The 26,108-nt window shown below is 63.7% G+C and carries 27 protein-coding genes; 19 read left to right on the top strand and 8 right to left on the bottom strand.

The window, feature by feature from the left end; all coding sequences use genetic code 11:
* Nucleotides 1-13: 13 nt before the first annotated feature.
* The 3 genes from PQR08_RS10650 (at nt 14) to PQR08_RS10640 (ending at nt 2,504) form a co-directional block, all read left to right on the top strand.
* On the top strand, nt 14-355 hold the full coding sequence (locus tag PQR08_RS10650) for a c-type cytochrome (protein WP_250486430.1): 342 nt from the start codon (nt 14-16) through the stop codon (nt 353-355).
* 59 nt (nt 356-414) lie between these two features.
* A complete protein-coding gene (locus PQR08_RS10645) occupies nt 415-1,464 on the top strand; it encodes a catalase (protein WP_250486429.1) in 1,050 nt (349 codons plus the stop codon).
* A gap of 119 nt (nt 1,465-1,583) precedes the next feature.
* Nucleotides 1,584-2,504, top strand: a complete 921-nt coding sequence (locus PQR08_RS10640) for an AEC family transporter (RefSeq protein ID WP_250486428.1) — start codon at nt 1,584-1,586, stop codon at nt 2,502-2,504.
* A gap of 7 nt (nt 2,505-2,511) precedes the next feature.
* Here PQR08_RS10640 and PQR08_RS10635 read toward each other — a convergent pair whose 3' ends face one another.
* Complete coding sequence (locus tag PQR08_RS10635; protein WP_035500298.1) at nt 2,512-3,477, bottom strand: LysR family transcriptional regulator; 966 nt, start codon at nt 3,475-3,477, stop codon at nt 2,512-2,514.
* Nucleotides 3,478-3,497: 20 nt separating this feature from the next.
* On the bottom strand, nt 3,498-4,343 hold the full coding sequence (locus PQR08_RS10630) for a helix-turn-helix domain-containing protein (RefSeq protein ID WP_250486427.1): 846 nt from the start codon (nt 4,341-4,343) through the stop codon (nt 3,498-3,500).
* A 334-nt stretch (nt 4,344-4,677) separates the two neighbouring features.
* Here PQR08_RS10630 and PQR08_RS10625 point away from each other — a divergent pair, with 334 nt between their 5' ends.
* From PQR08_RS10625 to PQR08_RS10580, 10 genes are all read left to right on the top strand, one after another.
* Nucleotides 4,678-5,532: a transporter gene (locus PQR08_RS10625; protein ID WP_250486426.1), complete on the top strand. Its 855-nt coding sequence runs from the start codon at nt 4,678-4,680 to the stop codon at nt 5,530-5,532.
* Nucleotides 5,533-5,557: 25 nt separating this feature from the next.
* Entirely contained in the window at nt 5,558-7,282 is a 1,725-nt protein-coding gene (locus tag PQR08_RS10620) for an FAD-dependent oxidoreductase (protein WP_250486425.1), read from the top strand.
* A complete protein-coding gene (locus PQR08_RS10615; protein WP_250486424.1) occupies nt 7,279-7,656 on the top strand; it encodes a c-type cytochrome in 378 nt (125 codons plus the stop codon). Before PQR08_RS10620 ends, PQR08_RS10615 begins: the two co-directional genes overlap by 4 nt.
* 23 nt (nt 7,657-7,679) lie before the next feature.
* Nucleotides 7,680-8,126 carry a nuclear transport factor 2 family protein gene (locus tag PQR08_RS10610; RefSeq protein WP_238216952.1) on the top strand — a complete coding sequence of 149 codons (447 nt, stop codon included), beginning with the start codon at nt 7,680-7,682 and terminating at the stop codon, nt 8,124-8,126.
* A 137-nt stretch (nt 8,127-8,263) separates the two neighbouring features.
* Nucleotides 8,264-8,755: a cupin domain-containing protein gene (locus PQR08_RS10605; RefSeq protein ID WP_238216954.1), complete on the top strand. Its 492-nt coding sequence runs from the start codon at nt 8,264-8,266 to the stop codon at nt 8,753-8,755.
* A gap of 44 nt (nt 8,756-8,799) precedes the next feature.
* Entirely contained in the window at nt 8,800-9,795 is a 996-nt protein-coding gene (locus PQR08_RS10600) for a hypothetical protein (protein ID WP_062261360.1), read from the top strand.
* 88 nt (nt 9,796-9,883) lie between these two features.
* Nucleotides 9,884-11,347 carry an aldehyde dehydrogenase family protein gene (locus PQR08_RS10595; RefSeq protein WP_238216959.1) on the top strand — a complete coding sequence of 488 codons (1,464 nt, stop codon included), beginning with the start codon at nt 9,884-9,886 and terminating at the stop codon, nt 11,345-11,347.
* A gap of 14 nt (nt 11,348-11,361) precedes the next feature.
* Nucleotides 11,362-12,417 (top strand): maleylacetate reductase, encoded by a 1,056-nt coding sequence (locus PQR08_RS10590; protein ID WP_250486423.1) that lies wholly within the window; start codon nt 11,362-11,364, stop codon nt 12,415-12,417.
* Entirely contained in the window at nt 12,414-13,232 is an 819-nt protein-coding gene (locus PQR08_RS10585) for an intradiol ring-cleavage dioxygenase (RefSeq protein ID WP_238216964.1), read from the top strand. The genes PQR08_RS10590 and PQR08_RS10585 overlap by 4 nt, the downstream gene beginning before the upstream one ends.
* Nucleotides 13,229-13,564, top strand: coding sequence for a Rieske (2Fe-2S) protein (locus PQR08_RS10580; RefSeq protein WP_238294852.1), 336 nt, complete (start codon nt 13,229-13,231; stop codon nt 13,562-13,564). Before PQR08_RS10585 ends, PQR08_RS10580 begins: the two co-directional genes overlap by 4 nt.
* Here the strand turns inward: PQR08_RS10580 and PQR08_RS10575 are convergent.
* The 5 genes from PQR08_RS10575 to PQR08_RS10555 all read right to left on the bottom strand — a co-directional run bounded on the left by PQR08_RS10575 (nt 13,557) and on the right by PQR08_RS10555 (nt 18,810).
* Complete coding sequence (locus tag PQR08_RS10575; protein WP_250486422.1) at nt 13,557-14,822, bottom strand: hypothetical protein; 1,266 nt, start codon at nt 14,820-14,822, stop codon at nt 13,557-13,559. The genes PQR08_RS10580 and PQR08_RS10575 overlap by 8 nt on opposite strands.
* A 302-nt stretch (nt 14,823-15,124) precedes the next feature.
* Nucleotides 15,125-15,868 carry a FadR/GntR family transcriptional regulator gene (locus tag PQR08_RS10570; RefSeq protein WP_250486421.1) on the bottom strand — a complete coding sequence of 248 codons (744 nt, stop codon included), beginning with the start codon at nt 15,866-15,868 and terminating at the stop codon, nt 15,125-15,127.
* Between the two features lie 19 nt (nt 15,869-15,887).
* Entirely contained in the window at nt 15,888-16,694 is an 807-nt protein-coding gene (locus PQR08_RS10565; RefSeq protein WP_051626770.1) for an ATP-binding cassette domain-containing protein, read from the bottom strand.
* Nucleotides 16,694-17,704: an ABC transporter permease gene (locus tag PQR08_RS10560; RefSeq protein ID WP_238216973.1), complete on the bottom strand. Its 1,011-nt coding sequence runs from the start codon at nt 17,702-17,704 to the stop codon at nt 16,694-16,696. The genes PQR08_RS10565 and PQR08_RS10560 overlap by 1 nt, the downstream gene beginning before the upstream one ends.
* A complete protein-coding gene (locus PQR08_RS10555) occupies nt 17,704-18,810 on the bottom strand; it encodes a sugar ABC transporter substrate-binding protein (protein WP_187606969.1) in 1,107 nt (368 codons plus the stop codon). The genes PQR08_RS10560 and PQR08_RS10555 overlap by 1 nt, the downstream gene beginning before the upstream one ends.
* A gap of 329 nt (nt 18,811-19,139) precedes the next feature.
* Here PQR08_RS10555 and PQR08_RS10550 point away from each other — a divergent pair, with 329 nt between their 5' ends.
* Complete coding sequence (locus tag PQR08_RS10550) at nt 19,140-20,882, top strand: IlvD/Edd family dehydratase (RefSeq protein ID WP_238216978.1); 1,743 nt, start codon at nt 19,140-19,142, stop codon at nt 20,880-20,882.
* A gap of 4 nt (nt 20,883-20,886) precedes the next feature.
* Here PQR08_RS10550 and PQR08_RS10545 read toward each other — a convergent pair whose 3' ends face one another.
* Nucleotides 20,887-21,810, bottom strand: a complete 924-nt coding sequence (locus PQR08_RS10545; RefSeq protein ID WP_250486420.1) for a DMT family transporter — start codon at nt 21,808-21,810, stop codon at nt 20,887-20,889.
* A 116-nt stretch (nt 21,811-21,926) separates the two neighbouring features.
* Between PQR08_RS10545 and PQR08_RS10540 the strand changes: the two genes are divergently transcribed.
* The 5 genes from PQR08_RS10540 to PQR08_RS10520 all read left to right on the top strand — a co-directional run bounded on the left by PQR08_RS10540 (nt 21,927) and on the right by PQR08_RS10520 (nt 26,083).
* Nucleotides 21,927-22,787, top strand: a complete 861-nt coding sequence (locus PQR08_RS10540) for a class I SAM-dependent methyltransferase (protein ID WP_250486419.1) — start codon at nt 21,927-21,929, stop codon at nt 22,785-22,787.
* Between the two features lie 7 nt (nt 22,788-22,794).
* Complete coding sequence (locus PQR08_RS10535; RefSeq protein ID WP_250486418.1) at nt 22,795-23,286, top strand: cupin domain-containing protein; 492 nt, start codon at nt 22,795-22,797, stop codon at nt 23,284-23,286.
* Nucleotides 23,283-24,845, top strand: a complete 1,563-nt coding sequence (locus PQR08_RS10530) for a glycerol-3-phosphate dehydrogenase/oxidase (RefSeq protein WP_408161278.1) — start codon at nt 23,283-23,285, stop codon at nt 24,843-24,845. The genes PQR08_RS10535 and PQR08_RS10530 overlap by 4 nt, the downstream gene beginning before the upstream one ends.
* Nucleotides 24,846-24,966: 121 nt before the next feature.
* On the top strand, nt 24,967-25,365 hold the full coding sequence (locus tag PQR08_RS10525) for a VOC family protein (RefSeq protein WP_035500273.1): 399 nt from the start codon (nt 24,967-24,969) through the stop codon (nt 25,363-25,365).
* Nucleotides 25,366-25,426: 61 nt separating this feature from the next.
* Nucleotides 25,427-26,083, top strand: a complete 657-nt coding sequence (locus PQR08_RS10520; RefSeq protein ID WP_250486417.1) for a twin-arginine translocation signal domain-containing protein — start codon at nt 25,427-25,429, stop codon at nt 26,081-26,083.
* The last annotated feature ends 25 nt before the right edge of the window (nt 26,084-26,108 follow it).

Below are 26,108 nucleotides of genomic sequence, written 5' to 3'. Positions count from 1 at the left end.
CTCGATTTTGTGCTTGATTGCGTGCATGGTCGGCGCGTCGCTGTCCGCGCATGCGCAGACGCAAGGTCCCGACGCCGCGCTCGCCGATGGCTGGCGCGCGGTGCGTGTCGCCGACTGCGCGCGTTGTCACGGCAAGGATCACGAGGGACTCGCCGCGCCGTCGATCGTCGGCTTTGCGCGCACGCAGAGCCGCGAGCGCTTCATCGCCGCGATTCTCGACGGCAATCCGCAAATGGGCATGCCTGCCTACCGCGGCAATCCGCTGATCGAGAATCATATCGACGATATCTACCGCTACTTCGCCGCACGCGCCGATGGCAGTCTCGCTGCCGGCGCGATGCCGGGTCGCGAGTGAGATAACGCAACTAGACTTTAAATGCGCGCTTTCAATCGAAGCGCGAACGGAGGTGAATCATGAGCTTCACTCAATCAATCAGCGACGGCACCGGCTGGTCCGACAAGCTCGACGATGCGACCACGCTCGCCATGCTAGTGACGGCGATCGGCACGCAGCAGACGAAGCTCGCCGCCAGCAGCCACACGGGCCTGAACGGGCTGATCGACCGCGCACAGCATCAGAAGCAACTGCTCGGTGCGTTCGGCACGCTTCGCATTGCAGACGAAATCCCCGAGGCCGCACGCTTCGGACCGTTCGCATCGGCGGGGCCGGCCACGTATCGCGTCGCGTGCCGCATCTCCAACGGACAGCCGTGCCCGCAGGCTGATACGTCATCCGATGTTCGCGGTATCGCGCTGAAGTTTTTCACGCGGGAGGGCGTCGAAACCGATCTGCTGATGACGAACGAAGGCGGGCGCTCGCATGCCCGCGATGCGGCGCAATTCATGGCGGTGGCCGATATCATCGTCGCGTTGCTTGCCGAGGGAACGGTCAGCGGCATCGCGCAGGGCTTGCGGGAGATGATGATGGCGCGGCTCGGGCCCGTCGAGGGCGCGCGCATTCTGGCGATCCTCTTCAAGGAAACCAAGGTGCATCACGTCGGCAGCGTGGCGACCGAACACTACTGGGGATCGGTCGTGCAGCTCGGGCGGGCCGCGATCAAATACTCGCTTCACCCGCACCCGTCGACGCCTGCCGGAACGAATGCCGAGCGTCATGGCGATAACTATCTGCGCGCCGACATATTCAATCGCCTGGAGCAACGTCCGGTGATGTGGCAGCTCGGCCTGCAATTCTTCATCGACGAAGCCACGACGCCGGTGAACGATGCATCCGTCGCATGGAAGTCGGACGTGGTCATGATAGGCGAGCTCGAAATCGATGCGCCGCCGTCGATCGACGAGGAAGCGCGCATCAGCCAGCTCGCGTTCAATCCTGCCGACGGTTTCGCGCCGCTCGGCATCACGCATGCGCGCAAGGACGTGTATGCCGCGAGCGCCGCGAATCGCAAGGGACGGGGCGTTCTTTCGAGCGACGAGGCGCGCACGCTCTTGAGCGGCCACTGAAGTTCGCCCTCGCGCGACTTGCGCAAGATGGCGAGTCGCGCGACGCTTTTCTCCGATAATGGTGCGCATTCAGAAACGGGCCATCGTGCTCGGGCGCTTCACCTACATCGGAGCCCGCCATGCATCTTGCCGGCATGATTCTTCCGATCTTCGCCATCATCCTGACGGGATGGCTGGCGCGCGTCTCGGGCTACATGCCGCATGCGCTGGCGCCGTCGCTGATGCGCTTCGCCTACTATGTCGCGATGCCCGCGCTGGTGTTCCTGACCATCGCCGACGAATCGCTGCACTCGCTGCTCGAATGGCGCTTTCTCGCCGCGTTCGGCGGTGGCTCCATGATCTGCTTCGCGGCCGTGCTGCTCGTCGCGCGAATCGCACGCGGTGCGAGTCTTGCCGCGAGCGCGATGCTCGCCGCCGCCGTGTCGATGACCAATACGGGCTTCGTCGCGTTGCCGATCCTGAAGACGCTCTACGGCAAACCCGGTGTGCTCGCGGCGGCGGTCGCGACCGTCTTCGTCGGCGCGATCATGTTTCCCGTGCTCGTCGTGCTGATCGAAATCGGCCGTCTCGATGCGTCGCGCAAGATCGACGTGACAGCGCTCGTTCGCCAGATCGCGACCAATCCCGTGATTCTCGCGACGATCTGCGGATTGCTGTGGTCGATCGGCGGATTGACGCTGCCCGCGCCGGTCGCGTCGTTTCTCACAATACTCGGCGAAGCGCTGACGCCGTGCGCGCTCTTCGCGATCGGTCTCGATCTGAGCTTCGGCGAGTTGCGCGGGCGCGTGAATCTCTATGCGCTTCTGACCGTGCTCAAACTCGCGATCGTGCCGCTTGTCGTGTACGTCCTGTGCATCGCGAGCGGACTCGGCCACACCGCGACCATCGCCGCGGTCGTCTGCGCCGCCGTCCCGACTGCAAAGAGCGCTTACGTGCTTGCCTCGGAATACGACGTCGAGAAAAGCGTCGTTGGCGCGGTCATTTCGATGACGACGCTCTTCTCGATCGTCACATTGCTAGCTTGGCTTTACATCCTTTAGCGACGCTTCACACATCGCCCAGTTCTTCGTCGACGTTGCGCTCTTCATCGTCGGGCGGCGAAATGCCGAGCGCCTTGTCCCATTGCGGCTCGCTCAGATAGCGCTCGCGCAGGAAATCGACGAAGGCCTTCACCTTCGTCGTCGAGCGATGCGATGTCGGATATACCGCGCTCAACCACAGCGGCGGCGCCGCGTAGTCGGGCAGCACGCGCACGAGGCGGCGTTCGAGCAGATCGCTTGCGGCGACCATCGTCGGCAGATAGACGACACCCGCGCCCGCGCGCGCGAATTCGAGCAGCAAATGCACGCTGTTCGTTTTCAACACGGCGTTGAGCGCGATCTCATAACACTCGTTGCCCTTCATGAGCGGCCAGTTGTCGCCCCACGGATAGTGCGCGTAACGCGCGAAATCGTGACGCAGCAAATCGAGCGGCGTCTCAATGACAGGCTCTTCCTTCAGATACGCGGGCGTCGCGCACAACACGCCGCGCACCGGAAAGAGCTTGCGTTCGACGAGCAGATTCGACGCGGGCGGATAGATCTGCAGCGCGAGATCGAAGCCTTCCTGCACGGGATCGATCACGCGATCGTTCACCGTCACGACGAACTCGATGCGCGGATGCGCCTCGCGAAACGCGATCAGCGCCTGAGAAAAATGCCCGAGCGCGAAGCCAGGCAGCACATGAACATTGAGCGTGCCCGACAGCGATTGCGTCTGCTCGCTCGCGCGGCCCGACAGTTCGCCCACCTTCGAGACGAGCAGCAGGCAATCGCGATAGTACGTTTCGCCGACTTCCGACAACCTCACCGCACGCGTCGAGCGATGAAACAGCGCGACGCCGAAATGCTCTTCGAGTTGCTTCACGCGCGACGTGACGACCGATTTCGCCACGCCGAGCTGACGCGCCGCGCTCGCGAAGCTCTGCGCTTCGGCTGCGCGGACGAAGGCCTCCATCGACATGAAGAGGTCCATGCTTCCTCCTGTTTTCGTCGCTACGCCGCGCCGTTCCGGTAACGCAGCGGCGTCGTGCCGAGACGCTCGGAAAAGAGCGCCGTCATGTGTTGCTGCGACGAGAATCCGCACGCGGCGGCGACATCGACGAGCGGTGCATCGCCCGAACGCAGCATGCGCGCAGCAGCGCCGATGCGCTTTTCCAGCACATACCGATACAGCGAATAACCGGTGCGCGCCTTCACGCCATTGAAGACGGCGCGCACGGGCAGTTCGAGTTCAGCGGCGATATCGGCGCAGGAAAGACTCTGGTCGATGTTATCCGCGACATACGTTTCGAGCGTGGCGAATCCGGCGTCCGTCAGCGCGGATTTGCGCTCGCGCGACGCGCGTTCGAGATGCCGCGTCGTTTCGATCCACGCGAGCGTGGCGACGCATTGCAGCTCCCACGGATCGACCTTGCCCGATTCGCCGGGCGCTTTCTGGCGCGCATAGCGCACGAGATGCCGGATGGAATCGGCGCCGAGATTGCTGCGGCTGCCCGCGCGGCGCAATGGCTCCGTGCTGCGATCCGCGAGGCGATTCACGAACGCATCCGCATAACGAAACGCGATGAAGCCATGCCGCACGTCGTGCGCATCGATGCGCATGCTGCCGCCGCGCGGATGATAGGCGGCCGTTTCGGCGCGAAACGTGAAGGGCGCTGCGGGGCCGTCGTCGTAGCGCGTATCGGAGACGATCGTGCCGAGCAAAAGGCAGATCATGTCCGACGAATTGCTCAGCTCCAGCGAATAGGGGCGCGGGCCCGAGATGCAGTATTCGAGTCCGGGAACGCCTTTGACGGCGCTGAAGCGGTCGATGCGGGCGGGCGCGGCGATGGCGCTCATGATGGTGTCTCCGTGTTTTTCGCGGCTTGCCATTGACCATCGGACGCCGCTGTTCACGCGAGTATAGATGCGCGCGGGAAGCCCTTGCACGCGCGATGGGTCGCCGTTCGCGAACGCCGCGTGCGCGCTTTGCGTCCCGGTGTAAACCCGGATCCGTCAGCAAGCCGCCCGGAATCTGTAATCCGCAAAACCTGAAAGACCGGCGCGCCGCGTCTTCGTAACGTTCGCTCATACGACACGAACGACGGAGACGACGATGCAAAAGCGGCACAAACGAAAGACGATTCGAAGGCGGAGCACTTGCGCACTCGCCCTGCTTGGCGCGGTTTGCTCGATGACGGCGCACGCTTCGGGCATTCCCTTCGCGACGGACCGCCCGCAGACCTGGCAGTTCAGCAGCGACTTCGAAGGCACGTACGATTCCTTCGGCCAGAACCTCGAATGGAATCACGACAACCGCGCATTCGATTCGCACGGCAATCAGGTCGCGGGTCCTGGCACGAATACGTTCGTAGGCCTCTCGACGTTCATTCACTACTGGAAAGTGCCGTCGCTGCCGCATGTCGGCTTCAACGCGAGCATCACGCTGCCCGAGATTCGCACGCAGGGCTCGCAGTTTTCCGCGAGCGGCATCGGCGATCCGCTCATCGGCGGTCTTGTCTGGTACAACCCCGCGCCCGCGACGACGCTCGGTTTTCAGGCCTACGTGCAGGTGCCGATCGGACAGAACGCCGTATCGACGAATACGTGGTCGTTCTGGCCATCCGTCTTCTACGACGACTGGTACGGGCATGTGAACGTCGATCTGCTGCTCGGCGGCATTTTGCGCGGACGCACGCTGCGTTCGGGTCAGGACGACCTGAGTCCGGGCAACACGTTTCATCTGAACCTGCGCGTCGGCTACAGCATCTCCCCGCCGGATAACCCCTTCGCGATTCCGTTCGTCGGTCTCGATTACCAGACGAGCGGCGGCACGTTCAACCAGACCGCGTCGATGCCGCTCTCGAACAGCGCGAGCCGCGAAACGACCGTGGGACTGGGCGTCCTGTTCCAGTTCAAGCCGAACAGCCTGCCGTTCCTGCACCAGAAGATGTACGACCAGCTTTCCGTCCAGTACCAGCACTCGGTTTCGGGGCGCAACACCACGCTCACCAACGGAATTCTCGTGCAGGCGTGGCACTACTGGTGAGCACATTCAAACGATGGAGACGAACATGAGTGACACGAACAAGCTTCCCGCCGCATCGCGGCGCAACTTCATCAAGGCCGCGAGCGCCGGAACGGCGGCGGCCGCATTCGGCGCGGTGTCGCTGACCGCGCGGGCCGCGAGCGAGACCAGATTCGATGCGGAATACGACGTCGTCGTGTGCGGCGGCGGTGGCGGCGGCCTGCCGTGCGCGCTGTTCTCGCGCTGGCTCGGCAACCGCGTCGTGATTCTGGAGAAGGCCGGCAGCGTCGGCGGCACGGCTGCGAAGGCCGCGTTCTGGTACTGGGTGCCGAACAACGAGCCGATGCGCCGCGCGGGCATCGCCGATCCAAAGGCCGATTACATGCGCTATGTCGCGCGCCTGTCGCGGCCCGAGCAATACGATCCTTCGTTGCCGAAGCTCGGCCTCTCGGACTGGGAGTACGAGATGTGCGAGGCAATCTACGACAGCGCATCGCCGGCAGCGGAACTGCTCGCTAGCAAGGGCGCGCTGCCGTATCGGCATGAAGCGGCGGTGCCGGATTACTGGGCCGAACTGCCGGAAGACAAGGCGCCGCGCGGCCGCGTGCTGTTTCCGAAAGACGGCTTGCCGAGCATGTCCGATGGCGGGCGCGTCGCGATCCGCACGATGAGCGCGGCCGCACGGCGCGATGGCATCGACATCAAGACGGGTTATCGCGTGCAGAAGGTGCTCGTCGATGAATCGGGTGCGGTGATCGGCGTCGAATCGCTGACGGAAGAGGGCGAGCTCTTTCGTGTGCGCGCCAAAAAGGCGGTGGTGTTCGCGACCGGCGGCTTCACGCACGATCCCGAATTGCGCAAGAACTTCCTGCATGGCGCGGTGTATGGCGGCTGCGCCGCGCCCACCAACGAAGGCGATTTCGTGCGCATTTCGAGCGCGCTCGACGTGCAGCTGCGCAACATGAACTACTCGTGGATGGCGCCGATCTCGCTCGACAAGGCCATCGCGAAAGACGGCTCGCTCTCCGGCATCTTCACGCCGACCGGCGATTCGATGCTCTACGTGAACAAGTACGGCAAGCGCGTCGTCAACGAAAAGCTCGCATACAACGAGGTCTGCGCGACGTTTTCCGAATGGGACGGCGCGAAGGGCGAGTATCCGAATCTCACGCTCATTTCGATCTGGGACCAGCAGGCGCAGGACCATTGCGCGAGCGATGACTACGGCAGTCTCATCGTGCCGAAGGGTTCGAACGATCGTCACGTGCTGCGCGGCAATACGCTCGCGGAACTGGCGAACGCGATTCGCGAACGCATGGCGAAGTACAAGAGCGCGCTCGGCAACGCCGATCTCTCGGACGACTTCGTGCGCAATCTCGACGCGACGATCAAACGCTTCAACGGCTTCGCGAAGACGGGCGTGGATCAGGACTTTCATCGCGGAGAGCGCATCGTCGAGAAGCTGTTCAACGGGACCGTATCGAAGAAAGCGGATCAGAAGAACGAGACGATGTATCCGCTGAGCGCGAAAGGGCCGTACTACGCGGCGCTGATCGTGGCGGGCAATCTCGACACCAAGGGCGGCCCGAAAACCAATTCGCACGGACAGGTGCTCGATACACGCGGCCAGCCGATCAAGGGCCTGTACGGCGTCGGCAATTGCGTCGCGTCGGCGTCCGCGCGGGCTTACTGGGCGGGCGGCGGCACGCTCGGACCAATCCTCGCATTTGCTTATCGTGCGGCGCAATCCGCCAGCGGAGCTCAATCATGATTCGGATGACTAATGTATTGACGATGCTCGCGCTCGTCAGCGCAACGGCGCATGCACAGCAAGACCCCGTCGCGCTCGGCAAGAAGCTCACGACGAACAATTGCGCCGTATGCCACACCTTCGGCAAGGGCGAGCCGAACGGGCAAGGGCCGAATCTCTTCGGGATCGTCGGCAAGCCGATGGCGTCCGACCCGAGCTTCAAGTATTCGGCGGGCATGAAGGCGGCCGCATCGGGCAAGGTCTGGGACGACAAGCTGCTCGATGCGTGGCTCACCGATACGCAATCCGTCGCACCCGGCAACGCGATGACCTATTTCGAAGGCGATGAAGCGCGTCGCCAGAAGATCATCGCTTATCTGCGCACGCTGCATTGAACTGGACAACTGGAGACGAAAGCATGAATCCCATCACCATGACCGACGAACAGCGCAAGACCATCGCGCTCGAATATCTGCGCAGGCTAGATCGCGGCGCACCATTTTTCGATCTCTTCGACGACAACGCCGAAGTCTATTTCCCGAAGTGGGGCATCGCGACAGGCCGCGCGGCCTTCGAACAGCTTTTCGCGGACCTCGGTTCCGTCGTCGCGAAGTTCAAGCACGACCTCGCGTATCTGAACGTGATCCAGCAGGGCGATACGGTGGTCGTCGAAGGCACGAGCTACGGCGCGACGAAGAGCGGCGTCGAGTGGCGCGCGGGCGTCACGCACGCGGGCCGCTGGACGGACGTATTCGAAATCCGCGACTTCAAGATCCAGCGCTGCTTCATCTATCTCGATCCCGACTACGAAGGCGCGGACACGCAGCGCTATCCGTGGCTCGCGGATAAGCAGGCGCAGAAGTAAGTACTTTCCCTAGGGCCACGATCGAGGACGCATCGTTCGGCAAACGCGAACCTCGATTCATTGCCTCCCGCCGCTCGCGGCCCTAATCTTGATTCCAGCGCGACACCGCGAACGTGAACGCAGACATGGAGACAGACATGCAACAGACACAACTCGGCAGCCTCGATAACTATCGCAAGGGCACCATCGAAGTCATCAAGGGCAAGGCCTCGCACTACGTGATGTCCAACGTGTTCGAAGTCGCGAGCCACGCCGCGCCCTACGAAAAAGTGGTCGTCGGCAAGAACCTCAAATACGTGATCGAAACCTTGCGCGCGGAAGGCGTGTCGTCGTGGTTCAGCGCATCGCACGATGAATTCGTGGTCGCGCTCGATGGCGAAATCGACGTGCACTTCATCAAGCCTTCAGATGGCGCGCTGGTCAGCGAAGGCGTCGAAGGCACGGTGAAGCTCGAGGGCGAACCTTCGGGCCAGAAGATGGGCTTCGTGCGTCTGCGTCGCGGTCATCAGGCATTGCTGCCCGCGGGCGCGGCGTATCGCTTCGAAGCGCGAAAGACTGGCGTGCTGCTCGTGCAGACCATCATCGGTTCGGCATCGGTCGAGAAGTGGGCCGAGATCTGCATTCAGTGAACACGCATACGCCAACGTCTTTCAAACATCCGGAGCACACCATCATGGATCACGCAGCATTCCTTCAAAGCGTCGTCGCGACCGACCCCGATGCCAACACCGGCTACCGCACCTTCAAGCTCGGCGATTTCGAATTCAGCCGCGACGCCTACTTCGTTACCGTGAAATGGCCGGCGCAAGGACAGACGCGCTCGCATCAGATGCACGCCGACGACTTCCTGCGCGCGATGATGCGCGACGTCGCATGGGGCTTCTTCTACGGCTGGGTCAATTTCGACGAGGTGATCGGCACGCGCAATCACTACGGCAAGGTCGACATGTACGCCGGTGCGTACAACGCGAGCTTCCGCGAGGCGGGCGTCGATTACACGCAGCAGTTCGAAACGCCGATCATCATGGCGACCTTCAAGGCGATCCTGAAGGACTGGGTCAACGAAGGCTTCGATCCGTTCGCCGCGCCCGAGGAAACCGGCTCGGCATTCGGCGCGAAGCACGGCGACAACATCGCGGCGATCGATCGCACGCGTATTGCGACCAAGCGCATGCCCGGCCTCGAAGGCGACTCGCCGCTGCGCGACGACTTCCCGGTGAATCGCCAGTTCGCGGACGTATCGCAGGACGAGCCGGAGATTCACGCCGAGCCTGGATTCGAAGGTCAGTTGCACGCGTTCAGTCTGTTCAAGTATCTGTCGCGCTCGGACGTCACGTGGAATCCGTCGGTCACGTCGGTGTGCAAGCAAAGCCTCTTTTGCCCGACCACCGAGGAATTCGTGCTGCCGGTCTTTCATGGCAACGATCGCGTCGAGTGGTTCCTGCAACTGTCGGATCAGATCATCTGGGACGTGGCCGACAAGGACACCGGCGAGCCGCGCGCGCGCATCACGATGAACGCCGGCGATATCGCCGCGATGCCCGCCGACATCCGCCACAAGGGCTATTCGCAGAAGCGCTCGATGCTGCTCGTCTGGGAGAACGCGACGCCCGATCTGCCCAAGCGTTATGAGAGCGGCGAACTGCCGCCGTATCCGGTCGCGCTTTAAACACTTTCTGCGTTCCTCTTCGACACGCCGGCGCCTTCATCGGGCGTCGCGGGAATGTTTCGTCTTCAATTTTCGACACGAGCAAGACATGCAAACGCAACTCTTCATCGATGGCCGCTTCGTGCCCGCCCTTTCCGGCGAAACGCTCGCGACCCTGAATCCGCACGACAACAGCGAGATCGCGCAAGTCTCGATGGCCGGCCGCGAGGACGTCGATCGCGCAGTAGAAGCCGCGAAAAAAGCGTTTCCTAAGTGGAGCAACATGGCGGCCGCCGATCGCGGACGCCTGCTGCTGAAACTCGCCGACGCCATCGAAGCCAACGCCGATGCACTCGCGCGTCTCGAATCGATGGACACGGGCCATCCGATCCGCGACACGCTCAATCTCGACGTGCCGCGCACGGCGGCAACGTTCCGCTACTTCGGCGGCATGGCGGACAAGTTCGAAGGTTCGGTGATTCCGGTCGAAGCGGGCTTTCTCAACTATCTGACGCGCGAGCCGGTGGGTATCGTCGGACAAGTGGTGCCGTGGAATTTTCCGCTGATGTTCACGAGCTGGAAGATGGCGCCCGCGCTCGCGGCGGGCAATTGCGTCGTGATGAAGCCGGCTGAACTCACGCCCTTGTCGAGTCTCGCCATCGCCGAACTGATGGCCGAAGTCGGCTTTCCGGCGGGCGTCGTCAATGTGCTGCCGGGGCTCGGGCACGTTGCGGGGCAATATATCGCGGAGCATCCGGAGATCGGCAAGGTCGCGTTCACCGGATCGACGGCGGTGGGCCGCAAGATCGTGCAGGCATCGAGCGGCAATCTGAAGAAGGTGCAACTGGAACTCGGCGGCAAGGGCGCGAACGTCGTCTTCGCCGACGCCAACATCGATGCCGTCGTGCAAGGCTCCGCGTTCGGCATCTTCCATAACCAGGGACAGGCGTGCATCGCGGCATCGCGGCTGATCGTGCATGAGTCGATCGCCGATGACCTGCTGGAGCGCTTCACGTCGCTGGCGCGCTCGATCCGTATCGGCGATCCGCTCGATCCGTCGACGGAAATGGGCCCGCTCACATCGCAGATGCATCGCGACCGCGTGCTGTCCTATGTCGATGTCGCGCGCGAGCAGGGCGGACGCGTGCTCGCGGGCGGCAAGGCGCCGGACGCCGCGGCGCTTGCGAACGGGTGCTATGTCGAGCCGACCATCGTGCAGGCGAAGCCGACCGATCGCGTCGCGCAGGAAGAAGTGTTTGGCCCGTTCGTTGCGGTCAGCACGTTCAAGAGCGATGAAGAAGCGCTCGCGATCGCCAACGGCACCGAATACGGCCTCGGCGCGGGCCTCTGGACGCGCGATCTGCAACGCGCGCATCTCTTCGCGCGGCAACTGAAGAGCGGCATGGTGTGGATCAACTGCTACAAGCGCGTGAGTCCGGGATCGCCCTTCGGCGGCGTCGGCGCGAGCGGTTATGGCCGCGAGATGGGCTTCGAGGTGATGCGCGAATATACTCAGGCGAAGTCGGTATGGGTGAATGTCGACGCCAATATTCCGCCTTACTATCCGCGCTGAGCGCATCGGGAATCATGCAATCGTTCATCTATCAGGGCATGCCGTCTCGCGTGGTGTTCGGCGCGGGGAGCATCGAACATGTCGAGCGCGAGATCGAGCTTCTGGGCGCGCAGCGCGCGCTCATCCTCTCGACGCCGCCGCAGCGCGATCAGGCCGAAGCGCTCGCGGAACGCATCGGACATCGCGCGGCCGGCGTGTTCGCGAAAGCGGTGATGCATGTGCCGGTCGAAACGGCGCGCGAGGCGCGCGAGTACGCGGAGCGCATCGGCGCGGATTGCGCGATCGCCATCGGCGGCGGCTCGACGACGGGTCTCGGCAAGGCGATCGCGTTGACATCGTCGCTGCCGATACTCGCCGTGCCGACCACATATGCCGGCTCGGAAATGACGCCCATCTACGGCCTCACCGAAGCGGGCCTGAAGAAGACTGGCCGCGACATGCGCGTGCTGCCGAAGACCGTGATCTACGATCCACAACTCACGGTGTCGCTGCCCGCGTCGCTTTCGGTGACGAGCGGCATCAACGCGATCGCGCACGCCGCCGAAGGGCTTTATGCGCAAGACGCGAATCCCGTCGTAAGCCTGATGGCGGAAGAAGGCATTCGCGCGCTCGCGCAGGGCATCGGTAAGGTCGTCGCGAAGCCGGACGATCTCGATGCCCGCAGCGATTGCCTCTACGGTGCGTGGCTGTGCGGCGCGGTGCTGGGCAGCGTGGGCATGTCGCTGCATCACAAGCTGTGCCATACGCTCGGCGGCACGTTCAATCTGCCGCACGCGGAGACGCATACCATCGTGCTGCCGCACGCGCTCGCCTATAACCGCGATGCCGCTCCCGACGCAATGAAGCGCATCGCTCGCGCGCTCGGCTCGGACGATGCCGCCATCGGCGCATTCGAACTCGCGCGCGTGAACGGCGCGCCGACTGCGCTGAAGGACATCGGCATGAAGGAAAGCGATATCGATATCGCCGTCGATGTCGCGTTGAAAAGCCCGTACTGGAACCCGCGGCCGATCGAGCACGCACCGCTGCGCGCATTGCTGGAAGCGGCCTACGAAGGACGACGACCATGAACGAGTCACTCACGCAAAACGTCACGCAAGCCTTCGGTCAGTGCGCCGACGCGCGCACGAAAGAAATCGTCACCGCGCTCGTGCGCCATCTGCACGCGTTCGCGCGCGAAGTGAACCTCACGCACGACGAATGGCGGCGAGGCATCGAGTTCCTGACGGCCACGGGCAAGAAGTGCGACGGCATCCGGCAGGAGTTCATCCTGCTGTCGGACACGCTGGGGCTTTCGATCGTGCTCGACGACATCAACCAGCATCACGACGAAGGCGCGACCGAGAGCAGCCTGCTCGGCCCGTTCTATCGCGATGGCGTGAAGGAATCGGCGTTCGGCGCGAACATCGCGCAAAGCGATGGCGAGCCGGTGTTCTTTCATGGCGTCGTCAGCGATGTGAACGGAAAGCCCGTCGCCGATGCGCTGATCGAAGTCTGGCAGACCGCGCCGAACGGCATGTATGAAGGCCAGGACCCGGATCAGCCCGAAGGCAATCTGCGCGGGCGCTTTCGCACGAATGCGGATGGCGCGTACGCATTTCATTCGATCAAGCCGACGAGCTATCCGATTCCGACAGACGGACCCGTCGGCCAAATGCTGCTCGCGACGGGCCGCCATCCGATGCGTCCCGCGCATATTCACTTTCGCATCGACGCGCCCGGCTACGAGTCATTGACGACCGCGCTCTATTCGTCCGACGATCCCTACGTGCACTCCGATGCGGTGTTCGGCGTGAAGCCCTCGCTCGTCATGGAGTATGTGAGCAAGGACGGCGGGTACGACGCGGCGCGCGATTTCGTGCTGATCCCGCGAGGACGAGCGTGAGCCATTCCACATCGAACGATGTCTGCGCGCTCCACGACGTGCCCGACGGCGGCGGCCTCGAAGCCGCGCCATCGGTTCTCGTGCTGCGTCGCGGCGGCGAGGCGTGGGCGTATCGCAACGTGTGCCCGCACTTCTCGATCCCGCTCAACTACGAACCGGATGCCTTCTGGACTTACGAAGGCGGACTGCTGATGTGCGCGCATCACAGCGCGATGTTTCGCTTCGAAGACGGTATGTGCGTCGATGGCCCCTGTCTCGGCGCGAGCCTCAGGCGGATTCCGATCCGCATCGAGAATGGCCGCGTGATGATCGAAGCCACGGACATCACATAGGATGCGCCGCGACGAAGCTCTTGTATGCGGCGTAGGCGGGCTTTTGCGTGAAGCCATCGTTCTTGAGCAAGCCGAACGCGCCTTCTCCGCCTATCGGATCGTCGTATAGCTCGTAGCTCTGGATCGATTCGATATCGTATGTCGATGCAAGCGCGACGAACTGCGCCATCATGCGGTTGCCGACGAGATACGCCGCGATCTGCTGATCGGTGCCGTAGTTCGGGCGCACGCCGAACTCGTTGATCCAGATCGGCTTGCCGAGCGACTTGAGTTCGGCGAGCACGTTATGGCAGCCCGTGCCGCCGCAAGCGTTGGTGATATCGCCCTGCTCGGAGTACCAGTGCCACGCGGTGATATCCCAGTCGACAACCGCATGCCCGATGCTGCCGTCCGGCTCCATGCCGGCCGCGAGCATCTTCTGGAAGCCGTAGTGCAGCCACGTGCCGCCGCCCATGATGATCTTGCCCGACGCGTCCACCGACTTGATGCCCGCGATCATCCCGCGAATCACGCCGCGCAGGATTCTGAACTTCACGACATCGAACTGCTGCGGATAAACGCCATCCACATTGCCGATGAGCAGTTCCGCTTCCATCTCGTTCGTGACTTCGTAGTACGGGTAATGGCGCGAGGTCGCCGTCTGCTGTCCGAGTGCGAAGCCCGCGTTGTAGCCTTCGGTTTCGTTGTTGAAGGTATCGATGCCCATGAGCATCACCGGATACACGGTGACGCCGCCGGCCGCCATCAGTTGAGCGACGCCCGCGAGCTTGTTCGCGGTGCCCTGGCTATACACCTCGTTGCGATACAGCTTTGCGCCCAGGTCCTGCAACTGCGAAAGCTGCAGCGCGAAGCTGGAGAGATCGTAGGCGCCGCCCTCGTTGTTGTGACCGTTCACGCCGTAGAAGGGCCGGACGGTCGGAAGCGGCGTCGTGGTATTGCCGGCGTTCGAGGCCGGATCGGGCGCGCTGACGGCGGGCGACGACGCGCCGCTCACCGGAGCGATGCTTTCGGTGGCGCCGTTGGCGGAAGGAGGACTCGTCGTGAGCTTCGATGTCCCTGTGCCCGAGGCCGGAAGATCCGTCGCCGGAACAGACACGGCCGAAGCGCCGCTGCGCGAGGCGTCCGAGGATGAAGCAGGGCCGCCGCCGCCACCGCCGCCGCATGCCGCAAGCAGCACGCTTGCTGCAGCAGCGAGCGCGACGGCCTTGCATCGAATGAAGGGCGAAGCCGGAATGCCGGATTGAACGAAGTTCGTCATGTCAGATACGCACTACTAAATGGTCAATATCCATGTCCACGAAGTAGGCGCACGTTCCGCGAGTCGTCCGGGCGAACGCGGACGGACCGATGACGGACCTTCATCCCGCGTCGGACGCAGGAATGGTGGAATGCTCGTCTAATAGCCCCGATGAGCCGCCCGGAGGAGGGTGCTGCCGGAAGCGGGGGGCGAAGAGGAGACCGCGTCGAAGCCGGTCTCAATAGGGTTTACGGCGGGGATGGACGAGACTTGAACGCGTTTCGCAAGAAGCGAACGCTACGGCCGCGCGGAATCGGAAATTTTTAGCCCGAAAGCGGCCGATCCGGTTCGAGCGCCGCGCCGCCGAGGATCGACGTGGCGTCGGCGCGCGCATTGTCGAGCTGCACGACGCTCGCCTGACGCGCCGCGAGCGCATCGCGGTTCGCGATCGCGGTGAAGATCGCCTTGTGACGCGGCAGCGACAGCGCGTGCGTGTTCGGATGACGGCTCGTGAGCTTGATCGATTCGCTGAGCGCGAGCGACAGCATGTTGCCGATATACGCGAGCATGTCGTTATGCGTCGCCGTCATGATCGCGCGATGAAAAGCCAGATCCGGATCGAGCAGATCGGCGGCGGTTTGCGCGCCTTCCATGCGCTCATACGCAGCGCCGATATGCGCGATGTCCTCGTCGGTGGCGGAGATGGCCGCGAGCGCGGCGGCGGCGGGTTCGATGATCTGGCGCACCGTCATCAGCGAGCGGAAGAACTCGCCTTCGGGAAGATGACTGATGGTCCACACGAGCACGTCGGGGTCGAGCATGTGCCACTCGTCGCGCGGGCGCACGACGCTGCCCACGCGCGGCTTCGACACGACGAGCCCCTTCGCGACCAGCACGCGCGTCGCCTCGCGCAGCACCGGGCGGCTCACGCCATAGCTTTCGCACAGCGTGGGCTCGGCGGGCAGACGCTCGCCCGGCTTGATGCCGCCGCTCACGATCCGCATGCCGAGTTCCTGCACGATGCGTCCGTGCATGCTCTTGCGTTGCTTGGGGTTGCGGTAGTCCATGATGCGGCGCGCGCGGCGTCTAACCAGCGGTCGTCGCGCGCATCGCCCGATATTCCCGCCTCACGATATCCATCAACTCCGCGACCGACGTATTCGCGCTGCGCTGCTCGTAAGTAACGCGCCCGCGCTGCATCAACATGATGCGATCCGCGATATCGAGCGTCTGCGCATAGTTGTGCATGATCATGATGATCGAGAGTCCGCCTTTCTCCTTCAGGCGCATCACGAGATCGATGATGAGCGCGGCCTCGCGCGCACCCATCGCGGCGAGGGGTTCGTCGAGCAGCAGGATTCTCGCGTTCGAATGCACCGCGCGCGCAACCGCGATGGCCTGACGCTGACCGCCCGACAAGCGCTCGACAGGCAGATCGACGGAAGGCACATGCACGCCGATATCCTCCAGGCATTGCGCCGCGCGCTCGCGCATCTGCTTGTGATCGACGAGACGCAACAGACGGGCAGGCCCGCCCCGCACGATCTCGCGATTGAGGAACATGTTGTGATAGATCGACAGCGAATTCGCGAGCGCGAGATCCTGATACACGCATTCGATGCCGAGCGCGCGCGCATGATCGACGGACTTGAGCAGCGTCTCCTCGCCGTGCACGGAGAGCGTGCCGCTCGTCTGCTGATGAAAGCCCGTGAGAATCTTCACGAGCGTCGACTTGCCCGCGCCGTTGTCGCCGAGAATGCCGAGAATCTCGCCTTTGCCGAGCGAAAGCGACACGCCGTCGAGCGCGGTGACCGCGCCGAAGCGCTTGACGAGGTTGTCGCCGCGCAGCGCGAGATCGGCGGATGCGGCGGGAGCCGTTAGCGGTTCTGCCATCACCGTGCTCCCTTGCGGCGGATGCGTCCGACGTGAATATTGAAGATCATCGCCGCGAGAATCGCAGCCCCGAGAATGATGTTGAACGTGAACGCGTTGATGCCGATCAGCGTGAAGCCGTCGCTCAGAATGCCGAGCACCGCCGCGCCGAGCAGGCCGCCCACGATCGTGCCCGAGCCGCCCGTCAACGGCGTGCCGCCGATCACGGCAGCGGCGACCGCGAGAAACATGATCTGATTGCCGCCCGCTTGCGGATCGATCGACGTGATGCGGAAGCTTTCGAGGATGCCGGTGAAGCCCGCGAGCACGGCGGCGATCACGAAGTTGCCGAGCCGAAGCCGGTTCACGTGGATGCCTGCCTCGCTCGCGCCGAGCGCGTTCGCGCCGGCCGCCTGCGTGTGCAGACCCCAGCGCGTATGCCGCAACAGCACATGCATGACGAACGCGATCGCCACGGTCCAGATGATCTCGCTATAGCCCCACGCGCCCATCACGGCGGCGAACGCGGGCGAGCCCGGCGTCGCGGCGGGCGTGCCGCGTGAAACGGTCAGCGTGATGCCGTTGATCAGAAAGAGCGTGCCGAGCGTCGTCACGAACGAAGGCAGGCGCAAAAAGACCGTTACCGCCCCGTTCACGAAGCCGATGATCGCGGCCGCGATGAGCCCCGCGATCACCGCGAGCCACATCGGCGCGCCCGCATCGTTCGCGAACACCATCATGAACGGCGCGAACGCGAACACCATGCCCGCCGAGAGATCGATGTCGCCGCCGATCATCAGCATGATCTCGCCGAACGCGATGATCGCGACCGGCGCAACGTACTGCGAGAGATTGACGAGGCTCGCGTTGCTGAGCAGGAAGTCGTGATTGACGAACTGGAAATACGCGGCAAGCAGCACGGCGACGAGCAGGATGCGCAACTCGGGCGCCCAATGCGACGCCCACGCACCGCGCGGACTGGCAGTCTGCGCGGGCGTGGTTGCTTTACGAGGTTCGTTCACCGTGTTCATCAGGACTTGATCGCGCCTTTCATCGGCACGATTTGCGGCTTGGTGGTCTTGCCTTCATAACGCGTCGAGGTGTTGAGATAAGGCTCGACCGTATCCTTCGTCACGAACTTGAGACCCGTGTTGATGTTGGCCGGCCCGACGAGCCCGCCCGACGCGAGGAACACGAACGCTTCCATCACCGTATAGAAGCCCTGCACATAAGGCTGCTGGTCGATGGTGAAATCGAGGAAGCCTTCGTGAATGAGCTGGATGGTCTGCGGCAACAGGTCGAAGCCGCCGCCGTGCACGCCCTTCGACGGCAGATTCGATTCCTTCATCACCTGCGCGACGCCCTGCGTGCTGCCCGCGTCCACGGCGAACATGCCTTTCAGATCCTGATGGCCGAGATAGAACGACTTGATCTTCGAGAGTTCTTCGTTGACGGTCGCGCCGGTCGCGACGGTCTGAATGTCGATCTTCTTGCCGGACTTCTTGATCGCATCGCTTGCGCCGTCGAGACGCGGCTGGATGTTCAATTGCCCCGGCGTCGCGATGAAGAGCGCGACCATGCCGCTGTCGATCATGCTCGCGATGCGCTCGCCCATCTGATAGCCCGACAAATACAGATCCTGCCCGATATACGCGAGCCGCGGATTGCTCTTGCCGCGCGGCGCGTCGGCGTTGTAAGCGAACACGGGAATGCCGGCGTCGAGCGCGGCCTGAATGGGCTTGTCGAATGCGTTCGGATCGACGATCGGTACCGCGATGGCATCGGCTTTCGCGGCGATCGCGGAATTCACCGCGCGCACCATTTCGCCCGCATCGGACGTGGCCGAGCCAGTCCACTGATAGTCCATGCCGAACATGGCGCATGCGTCCTGAATGCCGTACTGCGTCGGCACGAAAAACGGATTCGTCGTCACATGATTGACGAACACGATCTTCCATTTCTTGTGCTGCGGGAACGCCGCTTCGGCCGCCTGCGCGCTCGAGATCAGCCCGCCGCCACCTGTCACGCCGCCGAGCAGCGACAGCGCCGCACCGAGGCCCGCGCCCTGCATGATGCCGCGCCGGCCCGCGCTGATGAGGCTGCTGTCTTTTGCGTCGTCATCCCGATCTTGCGCCATGTCTTCCTCCGTTCTCTTCTTCGTTGGTCGATGGGTCGACTCATCGTCGATCACGTTCAGATACTGGGTTCCACGGCATGTCGACCGCAGGCCGCTTTCATGAATGAAAGACGGCAGTGTTGCGGAAGACGATGCGAGCAGTGTGCGAGAGGGCGATTCGAAAGCGCGGCGTGTTTGAACTAGTAATTGGGATCTGCGAAGCCCGCGCGCCGACTTCAATAGACAAACTATATGCAGACTGTTTTGACGTTGCGATTAGCGTTTTCCCGGTGCGTGTCATCGATATAGTCATGCTATTTATACAACTTTCTCGCAGAGTGAGCACAGCCATGAGCGCCCCCAAAACCAAGCTCCGCTCGGCCGCGTGGTTCGGCACCGCCGACAAGAACGGCTTCATGTACCGGAGCTGGATGAAAAACCAGGGCATTCCGGATCACGAGTTCGCGGGCAAGCCGATCATCGGCATATGTAATACGTGGTCCGAACTAACGCCATGCAACTCGCACTTTCGCAAGATCGCCGAGCACGTGAAGCGCGGGGTGTATGAGGCCGGCGGCTTTCCCGTCGAGTTTCCGGTGTTCTCGAACGGCGAATCGAACCTGCGGCCCACCGCGATGTTCACGCGCAATCTCGCGAGCATGGACGTCGAGGAAGCGATACGCGGCAATCCCGTCGATGCGGTCGTGCTGCTCGTCGGTTGCGACAAGACGACGCCCGCGCTCCTGATGGGCGCGGCGAGCTGCGACGTGCCCGCGATCGTCGTTTCCGGCGGCCCGATGTTGAACGGCAAGCACCACGGCCGCGACATCGGCTCGGGCACGGTTGTGTGGCAACTGAGCGAGCAGGTCAAGGCGGGCAAGATTTCGATCCACGAATTCATGTCGGCGGAAGCGGGCATGTCGCGCTCGACGGGCACCTGCAACACGATGGGCACCGCATCGACGATGGCGTGCATGGCTGAAGCGCTCGGCGTCACGCTGCCGCACAATGCGGCGATTCCGGCCGTCGATTCGCGGCGTTATGTGCTCGCGCATCTGTCGGGCATGCGCATCGTCGAGATGGCGCTGGAAGATTTGCGTCTCTCGAAGCTGCTCACGCGCGAGGCGTTCGAGAATGCGATCCGCGCGAATGCGGCGATCGGCGGCTCGACGAATGCCGCGATTCACCTGAAGGCGATCGCGGGGCGCATCGGTGTGAAGCTCGAACTCGACGACTGGACGCGCATCGGCCGCGGCACGCCGACGCTCGTCGATCTGCAACCTTCGGGGCGCTTCCTGATGGAAGAGTTTTACTACGCGGGCGGTTTGCCCGCGGTGTTGAGGCGTCTTGGCGAAGCGAACCTGATTCCGCATCCCGATGCGCTCACCGCGAACGGCCGCACGCTCTGGGAGAACGTGAAGGAAGCGCCGCTCTACAACGACGAAGTGATCCGGCCGATCGAAAAGCCGCTCGTCGCGGATGGCGGATTGTGCGTGCTGCGCGGCAATCTCGCGCCGAACGGCGCGGTGCTGAAGCCATCGGCGGCGACGGCCGCGCTTCTGAAGCATCGGGGCCGCGCGGTCGTCTTCGAGAATTTCGACGACTACAAGCAGCGCATCGCCGATCCCGATCTCGATGTCACGGCGGACTCCGTGCTCGTGATGAAGAACTGCGGGCCGAAGGGTTATCCGGGCATGGCCGAGGTCGGCAACATGGGCCTGCCGCCGAAGCTGCTGGCGCAAGGCGTGACGGACATGGTGCGCGTATCGGATGCGCGCATGAGCGGCACGGCGTATGGCACGGTGGTGCTGCACGTCGCGCCCGAGGCGCGCGCGGGCGGGCCGCTCGCGATCGTGCGCGATGGCGACTGGATCGAACTCGATTGCGACAAGGGCGTGCTGCGCATCGATATCGACGACGATGAAATCCGCACGCGTCTCGATGCGTGGCTTGCGGCGAAGAGCGAGATTCCCGAGGATCGCAGCGGCTATCGCAAGCTATATGTGGAGCATGTGCTGCAAGCCGACGAAGGTTGCGACTTCGACTTTCTCGTCGGCTGCCGTGGCGCGGAAGTGCCGAAGCATTCGCATTGAGCGCTCACTTGCGCGGCGTCCACGTCGCAATCGCGACGCCGAGCACCGCGACGCCCATCGCCCACCATGCGGCTGCCGGCAGCACTTCGCCGAGGAAGAAGTAAGACAGCACGGCCGCCGCGGGCGGGATGAAGAAGAACAGCGACGCCACTTGCGATACCTTGCCCGCGCGGGTCATCGCGAGCAGCAGCGTGATCTCGATCAGCGAATTGCCGATCACGAGATAGGCGAGCGTCGCGATGAACGTGGGCGTCCATTGTACTTGCGTGTGCTCGAAGGCGAGCGCCATCGGCGCGCAGAACACGAAGCCGACGCTGTATTGCACGAGGTTCGACGTGATCGGATCCTGCGCCGTGCCGAGCCGCTTCTCGTACAGCATCGCGCCCGTGATGCCGATGAGCGCGCCGATCGCGAGCAGCACCGGTCCGAGCGAATCCGCATGCAGCGGCCCGCGCGCGGCGATCACGCCCGCCGCGCCCGCGAGCCCGAGCAGCAGGCCGATCCAGCGTCGCACGCCGATTCGTTCGCCGACGAACTTCGGCGCGAGCACGCCGACGAGAATCGGCTGCAGGGACACGATCAACGCGAGCACGGAGGTCGCGATGCCCGCCGTCATCGACAGATAGCTGAGCCCGAAGTACATGACCTGCACGAGAAAGCCGACGACGCCGAGATGCAGCCACGCGCGCGCATTGCTCGGCCATCGCGGCCGCTTGATCGCGCATACGGCGAGCAGCACGCCGACGCTCAACGCAAAGCGTATCGATAGAAACGTCAGCGGCGACGCGTAGTGCAGGCCGGTCTTCGCAATCGGAAATCCCGCGGACCAGAGGAGCAGAAAGAGGATGGGTCCGCCGATGGTGAGCCAGCGGCGTTCGTTCCGCGTGCTGCTTGCTTCATTCCGGTCGATGCGCGGCGCCTGCGCCATATTCGCGTCCTTGTTCGTGTGCAGCGAAAGTACCGATTGTAGTGGTCGAGACGACGCCGTCGAAGTGTGAGACATTCTGTGCTTACAACCTCATCGATCCGATCGAACGCTGAACCATGAACGACAACATCAACGAGGCGCCCGACAGCACCGCCGCACGCGTCGCGATGTGGCGCGCGCTGCACGCCGAAGCCGATGCGCCGCCGCATGTCCTGAAAGACACCATCGGCCTCGAACTGCTCGCGCCCGATGCGAACTGGCGCGAACGCGGCGACATGAACCCGCAGTTCACGCGGCCTTTTCGCGCGTCGATCGTGGCGCGTGCGCGCTTCATCGAAGATCTCGTCACGGAAGCGCTCGATCGCAATGTCGCGCAGTACGTCATTCTCGGCGCGGGTCTCGACAGCTTCGCGCAACGCCGGCCGGAGATCGCCGCGCGACTGAATATTTTCGAAGTCGATCCGCCGGGACCGCAGGCGTGGAAGCGTCGTCGTCTGATCGAACTCGGCTACGGCGTGCCGGAGCGGCTGCATTTCGTGCCCGTGGATTTCGAAGCGGGAGAATCGTGGCGCGAGAAGCTCGTGCAGAACGGTTTCGATGAGAGCAGGCCCGCAATCGTCGTATCGACGGGCGTCAGCATGTATCTCACGAAGGAAGCGAACGCCGCCACGTTGCGCGAAGTCGCGGGCTTTGCATCGGGATCGACCTTCGCGATGACCTTCCTGCTGCCGATCGAACTCGCGGACCCCGACGTGCGTCCGGGTCTGGAGATGGCGGAGAAGGGCGCGCGTGCGAGCGGCACGCCGTTCATCAGCTTCTTCACGCCGGCTCAAATCAAGGCGCTGGCTCACGATGCGGGCTTCAAGGACGCGCGACACGTTTCGGCCGAGGACCTGACACAGCGATACTTCGCGAACAGAACCGACGGCCTGCGTCCGCCGAACAATGCCGAAGAACTGCTGATCGCCAACACATAGGCTTGCCATGCCGAAGATCGATCTCGCCGCCGTGCCGCGGATAAAAGGCTCGGGATATCCGCCGCCCTTCGATGCGCCGTGCGCCGATCGCACCCGCCAGCGTCTCGGCGATGCGGGCGGTCTCGGTGATTTCGGCGTGAATCTGATGCATCTGCCGCCGGGCGGATGGTCGAGCCAGCGTCACTGGCATTCGCACGAGGATGAGTTCGTTCATGTCCTCGAAGGCGAACTGGTGCTGATCGAGGACGAAGGCGAAACGACCTTGCGCGCGGGCGATTGCGCGGCGTTTCCGAAGGGCACGGGCAACGGCCATCACATGATCAATCGGTCGGATACGGTGGCCGTGTATCTGGAAGTCGGCAGCCGCGTGTATGAGGACCTCACGACCTGTTCCGATATCGACATGATGAGCGCCAACGCCGATGGCCGCTTCGTGCACAAGGACGGCACGCCGATCGACTCGACCAAGCGCCAGGCTTGCGAACACAACGACAAGTGACAGACACCAAGCCTTCCGACCGCGCATCGCTGCTGCGCGAACTCGACAAAACGCCCGTATTCGATGTCGTCGTGATCGGCGGCGGCGCGAGCGGTCTCGGCACGGCCGTCGATGCGGCATCGCGCGGTTACCGGACCTTGCTGCTCGAGGCGCGCGACTTCGCCAAGGGCACGTCGAGCAAGGCGACGAAGCTCGTTCATGGCGGCGTGCGTTATCTCGCGCAGGGCAACATCCCGCTCGTTCGCGAGGCGCTGCGCGAGCGCGGCCTGCTCGCGCGCAACGCGCCGCATCTCGTGCATGCGCTCGGCTTCGTCGTTCCGGCGTATCGCTTCGGCGACAAGCTGATCTACGGCGCGGGACTGAAGATGTACGACTGGCTCGCGGGCGCGTCGAACCTCGGCGCGAGCCGCAGCCTGAGCCTCGGGGAAACGCGGGCGATATCGCCGATGCTCGCCGATTCCCTCGACGGTCACGCGCTGCGCGGCGGCACGCTCTACTGCGACGGCCAGTTCGACGACGCGCGTCTCGCCATCGCGCTGATGCGCACGCTGTTCGATCTCGGCGGGCTCGCGCTGAACAATGCGGCCGTGCGCGGCATCGGTTTCGATCGCGCGGCGGGGCATCATCGCGTGTCGGTGACGGATGTCGAAACGGGCGATAGCCTCGACGTCGGCGCGCGCTGCCTCGTCAACGCAACAGGCGTCTGGGTCGATTCGATCCGCGCGATGGCCGAGCCCGGCGTGCGCCCGATCGTGGCGCCGAGCCAGGGCGTTCATCTCACGTTGCCGGGCCGCTTCCTGCAAAGCAACGACGCGATTCTCGTGCCGAAGACGAAAGACGGACGCGTGCTTTTCATGGTGCCGTGGCACGGCCACACGATCGTCGGCACGACGGATACGCCGCGTCAGGACTTGCCGCTCGACCCGCGCGCGAGCGACGAGGACATCGACTTCATTCTCGCGACGGCGTCGGATTATCTGTCCGTGAAGCCTACGCGCGATGATGTACTTAGCGTATGGGCCGGCCTTCGTCCGCTCGTGAAGGCCGACTCGAACGCATCGACGGCGGCGCTCTCGCGCGAGCATACGATCGAAATGAACGCGACGGGCATGATCACCGTGACGGGCGGCAAGTGGACGACGTATCGCCTGATGGCGCAGCAGGTCATCGATCTGGCCGTCGCGAAGCGGCTGTTGCCGGAGGCGCCATGCCGCACGGCGTCGTTGCCGCTGCATGGCGCGACGGCGGAGCAGCACGGCCATTACGGTTCCGATGCCGCCGCGATCGAACGTCTGCCCGGCGCGCATAACGTGCTCGTGAAGGCCAGCGGGCTGACCGAGGCGCAGACGCGCTTCGCGGTTCGGGCCGAACTCGCGCGCTGTGTCGAGGATGTGCTGGCGCGGCGCAATCGCGCGCTGTTTCTCGATGCCGCCGCCGCCCGCGACGCCGCGCCGGAAGTCGCCCGGATCATCGCGGAAGAGCTGGGGCGAAGCGCGCAGTGGCGAGCCGAAGAAGTCGCGCGTTTCGATGACTTCGCGCGAACCTGGATGCTGCCGTAGCGGCTCGATTTCCCCGGCCGGCGCGCGTGCGCCTCGGGGAAACGCCTACTGCCCGATTTAACCCGCCATTACCCTTTGCGCGCGCCGCTTCCTACACTTGTCTCACGAGGAGGAGGCGCTCATGTCGAAACTCATTCACACGATGATTCGCGTGCAGGATCTGCAACGCTCGCTCGATTTCTATCAGAAGGCTTTCAATCTCGGCGTTGCGCATCGGCTGGATTTTCCGGACTTCACGCTCGCTTATCTCCGCAACGATGAAACCCACGCCGAGCTCGAACTCACCTGGAACAAGGGACGCGCCGAGCCTTATACGCATGGCGACGGCTACGGCCATGTCGCGGTGAGCGTGCCGGATGTGAAGGCGGAGCGCGAGCGTCTCATCGGACTGGGGCTTACGCCCAACGACGTGCGCGAGTTCAAGAACGACGACGGCTCGCTGATCGCGCGATATTTCTTCATTCAGGATCCGGACGGTTACAAGATCGAAGTGCTGGAGCGTCACGGGCATTACGAGTAGTCACGGCGGCACCGCGGGACCACATACAAAAGTTGTTGCAGCACCCCACAAGGAGAGAGACATGCGAGACACGATCATTCCGATCGTCGCGCAGCGGCGCGCGCACGATGCTGGACATCATCACGATCACGATCACGATCACGATGAAATCGCCGCCGCCCCGCCGAAGATCGCACTGACACGACGCGAATTCCTGCGCGGCACCGGCGTGCTGGTCGGGACGATCGCCGCGACGTCGATTTTCGCGAGTCTCGCGCCTAGCCGCGTCTGGGCGCTCGAGATGCAGGGGCTCAGCACGCATCAGGGCGAGGTGCTGCTGCAAGTGACCCGGCAGATCTATCCGCACGCGACGCTCGATGACGCCGTCTACGCGCTCGTCGTCAAGGATCTCGATGCCAAGGCGAAAGCCGATCCCGCAGTGCGTCAACAACTCGCCGACGGCGTTGCGCAACTCGATGCGAAAGCCGGCTCCGACTGGACGAAGCGCGGCGCGAACGACAAGGCGCAGGACGTCGCCGCGCTCGCGGGCACGCCGTTCTTCAGCACGGTTCGCAGCACGGCCGTGGTTTCCCTGTACAGCAATTCGCTGGCCTACGAGCACTTCGGCTATGGGGCGTCGAAGGGCGATGGCGGCTATCTCTATCAGGGCTTCAATAACCTGACGTGGCTGCCCGATCCGCCCGCGGCCGACAGCGGCCCGATTCCGAAAGACAGCTAACCCATTCGAGCGATCCGACGGAAAA

The organism is Caballeronia jiangsuensis (assembly GCF_046030135.1).
Lineage (GTDB): Bacteria > Pseudomonadota > Gammaproteobacteria > Burkholderiales > Burkholderiaceae > Caballeronia > Caballeronia jiangsuensis.
This window is presented reverse-complemented; position numbering and strand designations above follow the sequence as displayed.

Excerpts from the sequence above, each read along its gene's own strand:
- PQR08_RS10600 (WP_062261360.1), top strand. The coding sequence starts at position 8,800 with ATGGATCACGCAGCATTCCTTCAAAGCGTCGTCGCGACCGACCCCGAT.
- PQR08_RS10565 (WP_051626770.1), bottom strand. The coding sequence starts at position 16,694 with ATGGCAGAACCGCTAACGGCTCCCGCCGCATCCGCCGATCTCGCGCTG.
- PQR08_RS10545 (WP_250486420.1), bottom strand. The coding sequence starts at position 21,810 with ATGGCGCAGGCGCCGCGCATCGACCGGAATGAAGCAAGCAGCACGCGG.
- PQR08_RS10550 (WP_238216978.1), top strand. The coding sequence starts at position 19,140 with ATGAGCGCCCCCAAAACCAAGCTCCGCTCGGCCGCGTGGTTCGGCACC.
- PQR08_RS10620 (WP_250486425.1), top strand. The coding sequence starts at position 5,558 with ATGAGTGACACGAACAAGCTTCCCGCCGCATCGCGGCGCAACTTCATC.
- PQR08_RS10615 (WP_250486424.1), top strand. The coding sequence starts at position 7,279 with ATGATTCGGATGACTAATGTATTGACGATGCTCGCGCTCGTCAGCGCA.
- PQR08_RS10535 (WP_250486418.1), top strand. The coding sequence starts at position 22,795 with ATGCCGAAGATCGATCTCGCCGCCGTGCCGCGGATAAAAGGCTCGGGA.
- PQR08_RS10640 (WP_250486428.1), top strand. The coding sequence starts at position 1,584 with ATGCATCTTGCCGGCATGATTCTTCCGATCTTCGCCATCATCCTGACG.
- PQR08_RS10520 (WP_250486417.1), top strand. The coding sequence starts at position 25,427 with ATGCGAGACACGATCATTCCGATCGTCGCGCAGCGGCGCGCGCACGAT.
- PQR08_RS10585 (WP_238216964.1), top strand. The coding sequence starts at position 12,414 with ATGAACGAGTCACTCACGCAAAACGTCACGCAAGCCTTCGGTCAGTGC.
- PQR08_RS10540 (WP_250486419.1), top strand. The coding sequence starts at position 21,927 with ATGAACGACAACATCAACGAGGCGCCCGACAGCACCGCCGCACGCGTC.
- PQR08_RS10595 (WP_238216959.1), top strand. The coding sequence starts at position 9,884 with ATGCAAACGCAACTCTTCATCGATGGCCGCTTCGTGCCCGCCCTTTCC.
- PQR08_RS10570 (WP_250486421.1), bottom strand. The coding sequence starts at position 15,868 with ATGGACTACCGCAACCCCAAGCAACGCAAGAGCATGCACGGACGCATC.
- PQR08_RS10525 (WP_035500273.1), top strand. The coding sequence starts at position 24,967 with ATGTCGAAACTCATTCACACGATGATTCGCGTGCAGGATCTGCAACGC.
- PQR08_RS10635 (WP_035500298.1), bottom strand. The coding sequence starts at position 3,477 with ATGGACCTCTTCATGTCGATGGAGGCCTTCGTCCGCGCAGCCGAAGCG.
- PQR08_RS10575 (WP_250486422.1), bottom strand. The coding sequence starts at position 14,822 with ATGACGAACTTCGTTCAATCCGGCATTCCGGCTTCGCCCTTCATTCGA.
- PQR08_RS10610 (WP_238216952.1), top strand. The coding sequence starts at position 7,680 with ATGAATCCCATCACCATGACCGACGAACAGCGCAAGACCATCGCGCTC.
- PQR08_RS10645 (WP_250486429.1), top strand. The coding sequence starts at position 415 with ATGAGCTTCACTCAATCAATCAGCGACGGCACCGGCTGGTCCGACAAG.
- PQR08_RS10560 (WP_238216973.1), bottom strand. The coding sequence starts at position 17,704 with ATGAACACGGTGAACGAACCTCGTAAAGCAACCACGCCCGCGCAGACT.
- PQR08_RS10630 (WP_250486427.1), bottom strand. The coding sequence starts at position 4,343 with ATGAGCGCCATCGCCGCGCCCGCCCGCATCGACCGCTTCAGCGCCGTC.
- PQR08_RS10605 (WP_238216954.1), top strand. The coding sequence starts at position 8,264 with ATGCAACAGACACAACTCGGCAGCCTCGATAACTATCGCAAGGGCACC.
- PQR08_RS10555 (WP_187606969.1), bottom strand. The coding sequence starts at position 18,810 with ATGGCGCAAGATCGGGATGACGACGCAAAAGACAGCAGCCTCATCAGC.
- PQR08_RS10590 (WP_250486423.1), top strand. The coding sequence starts at position 11,362 with ATGCAATCGTTCATCTATCAGGGCATGCCGTCTCGCGTGGTGTTCGGC.
- PQR08_RS10625 (WP_250486426.1), top strand. The coding sequence starts at position 4,678 with ATGACGGCGCACGCTTCGGGCATTCCCTTCGCGACGGACCGCCCGCAG.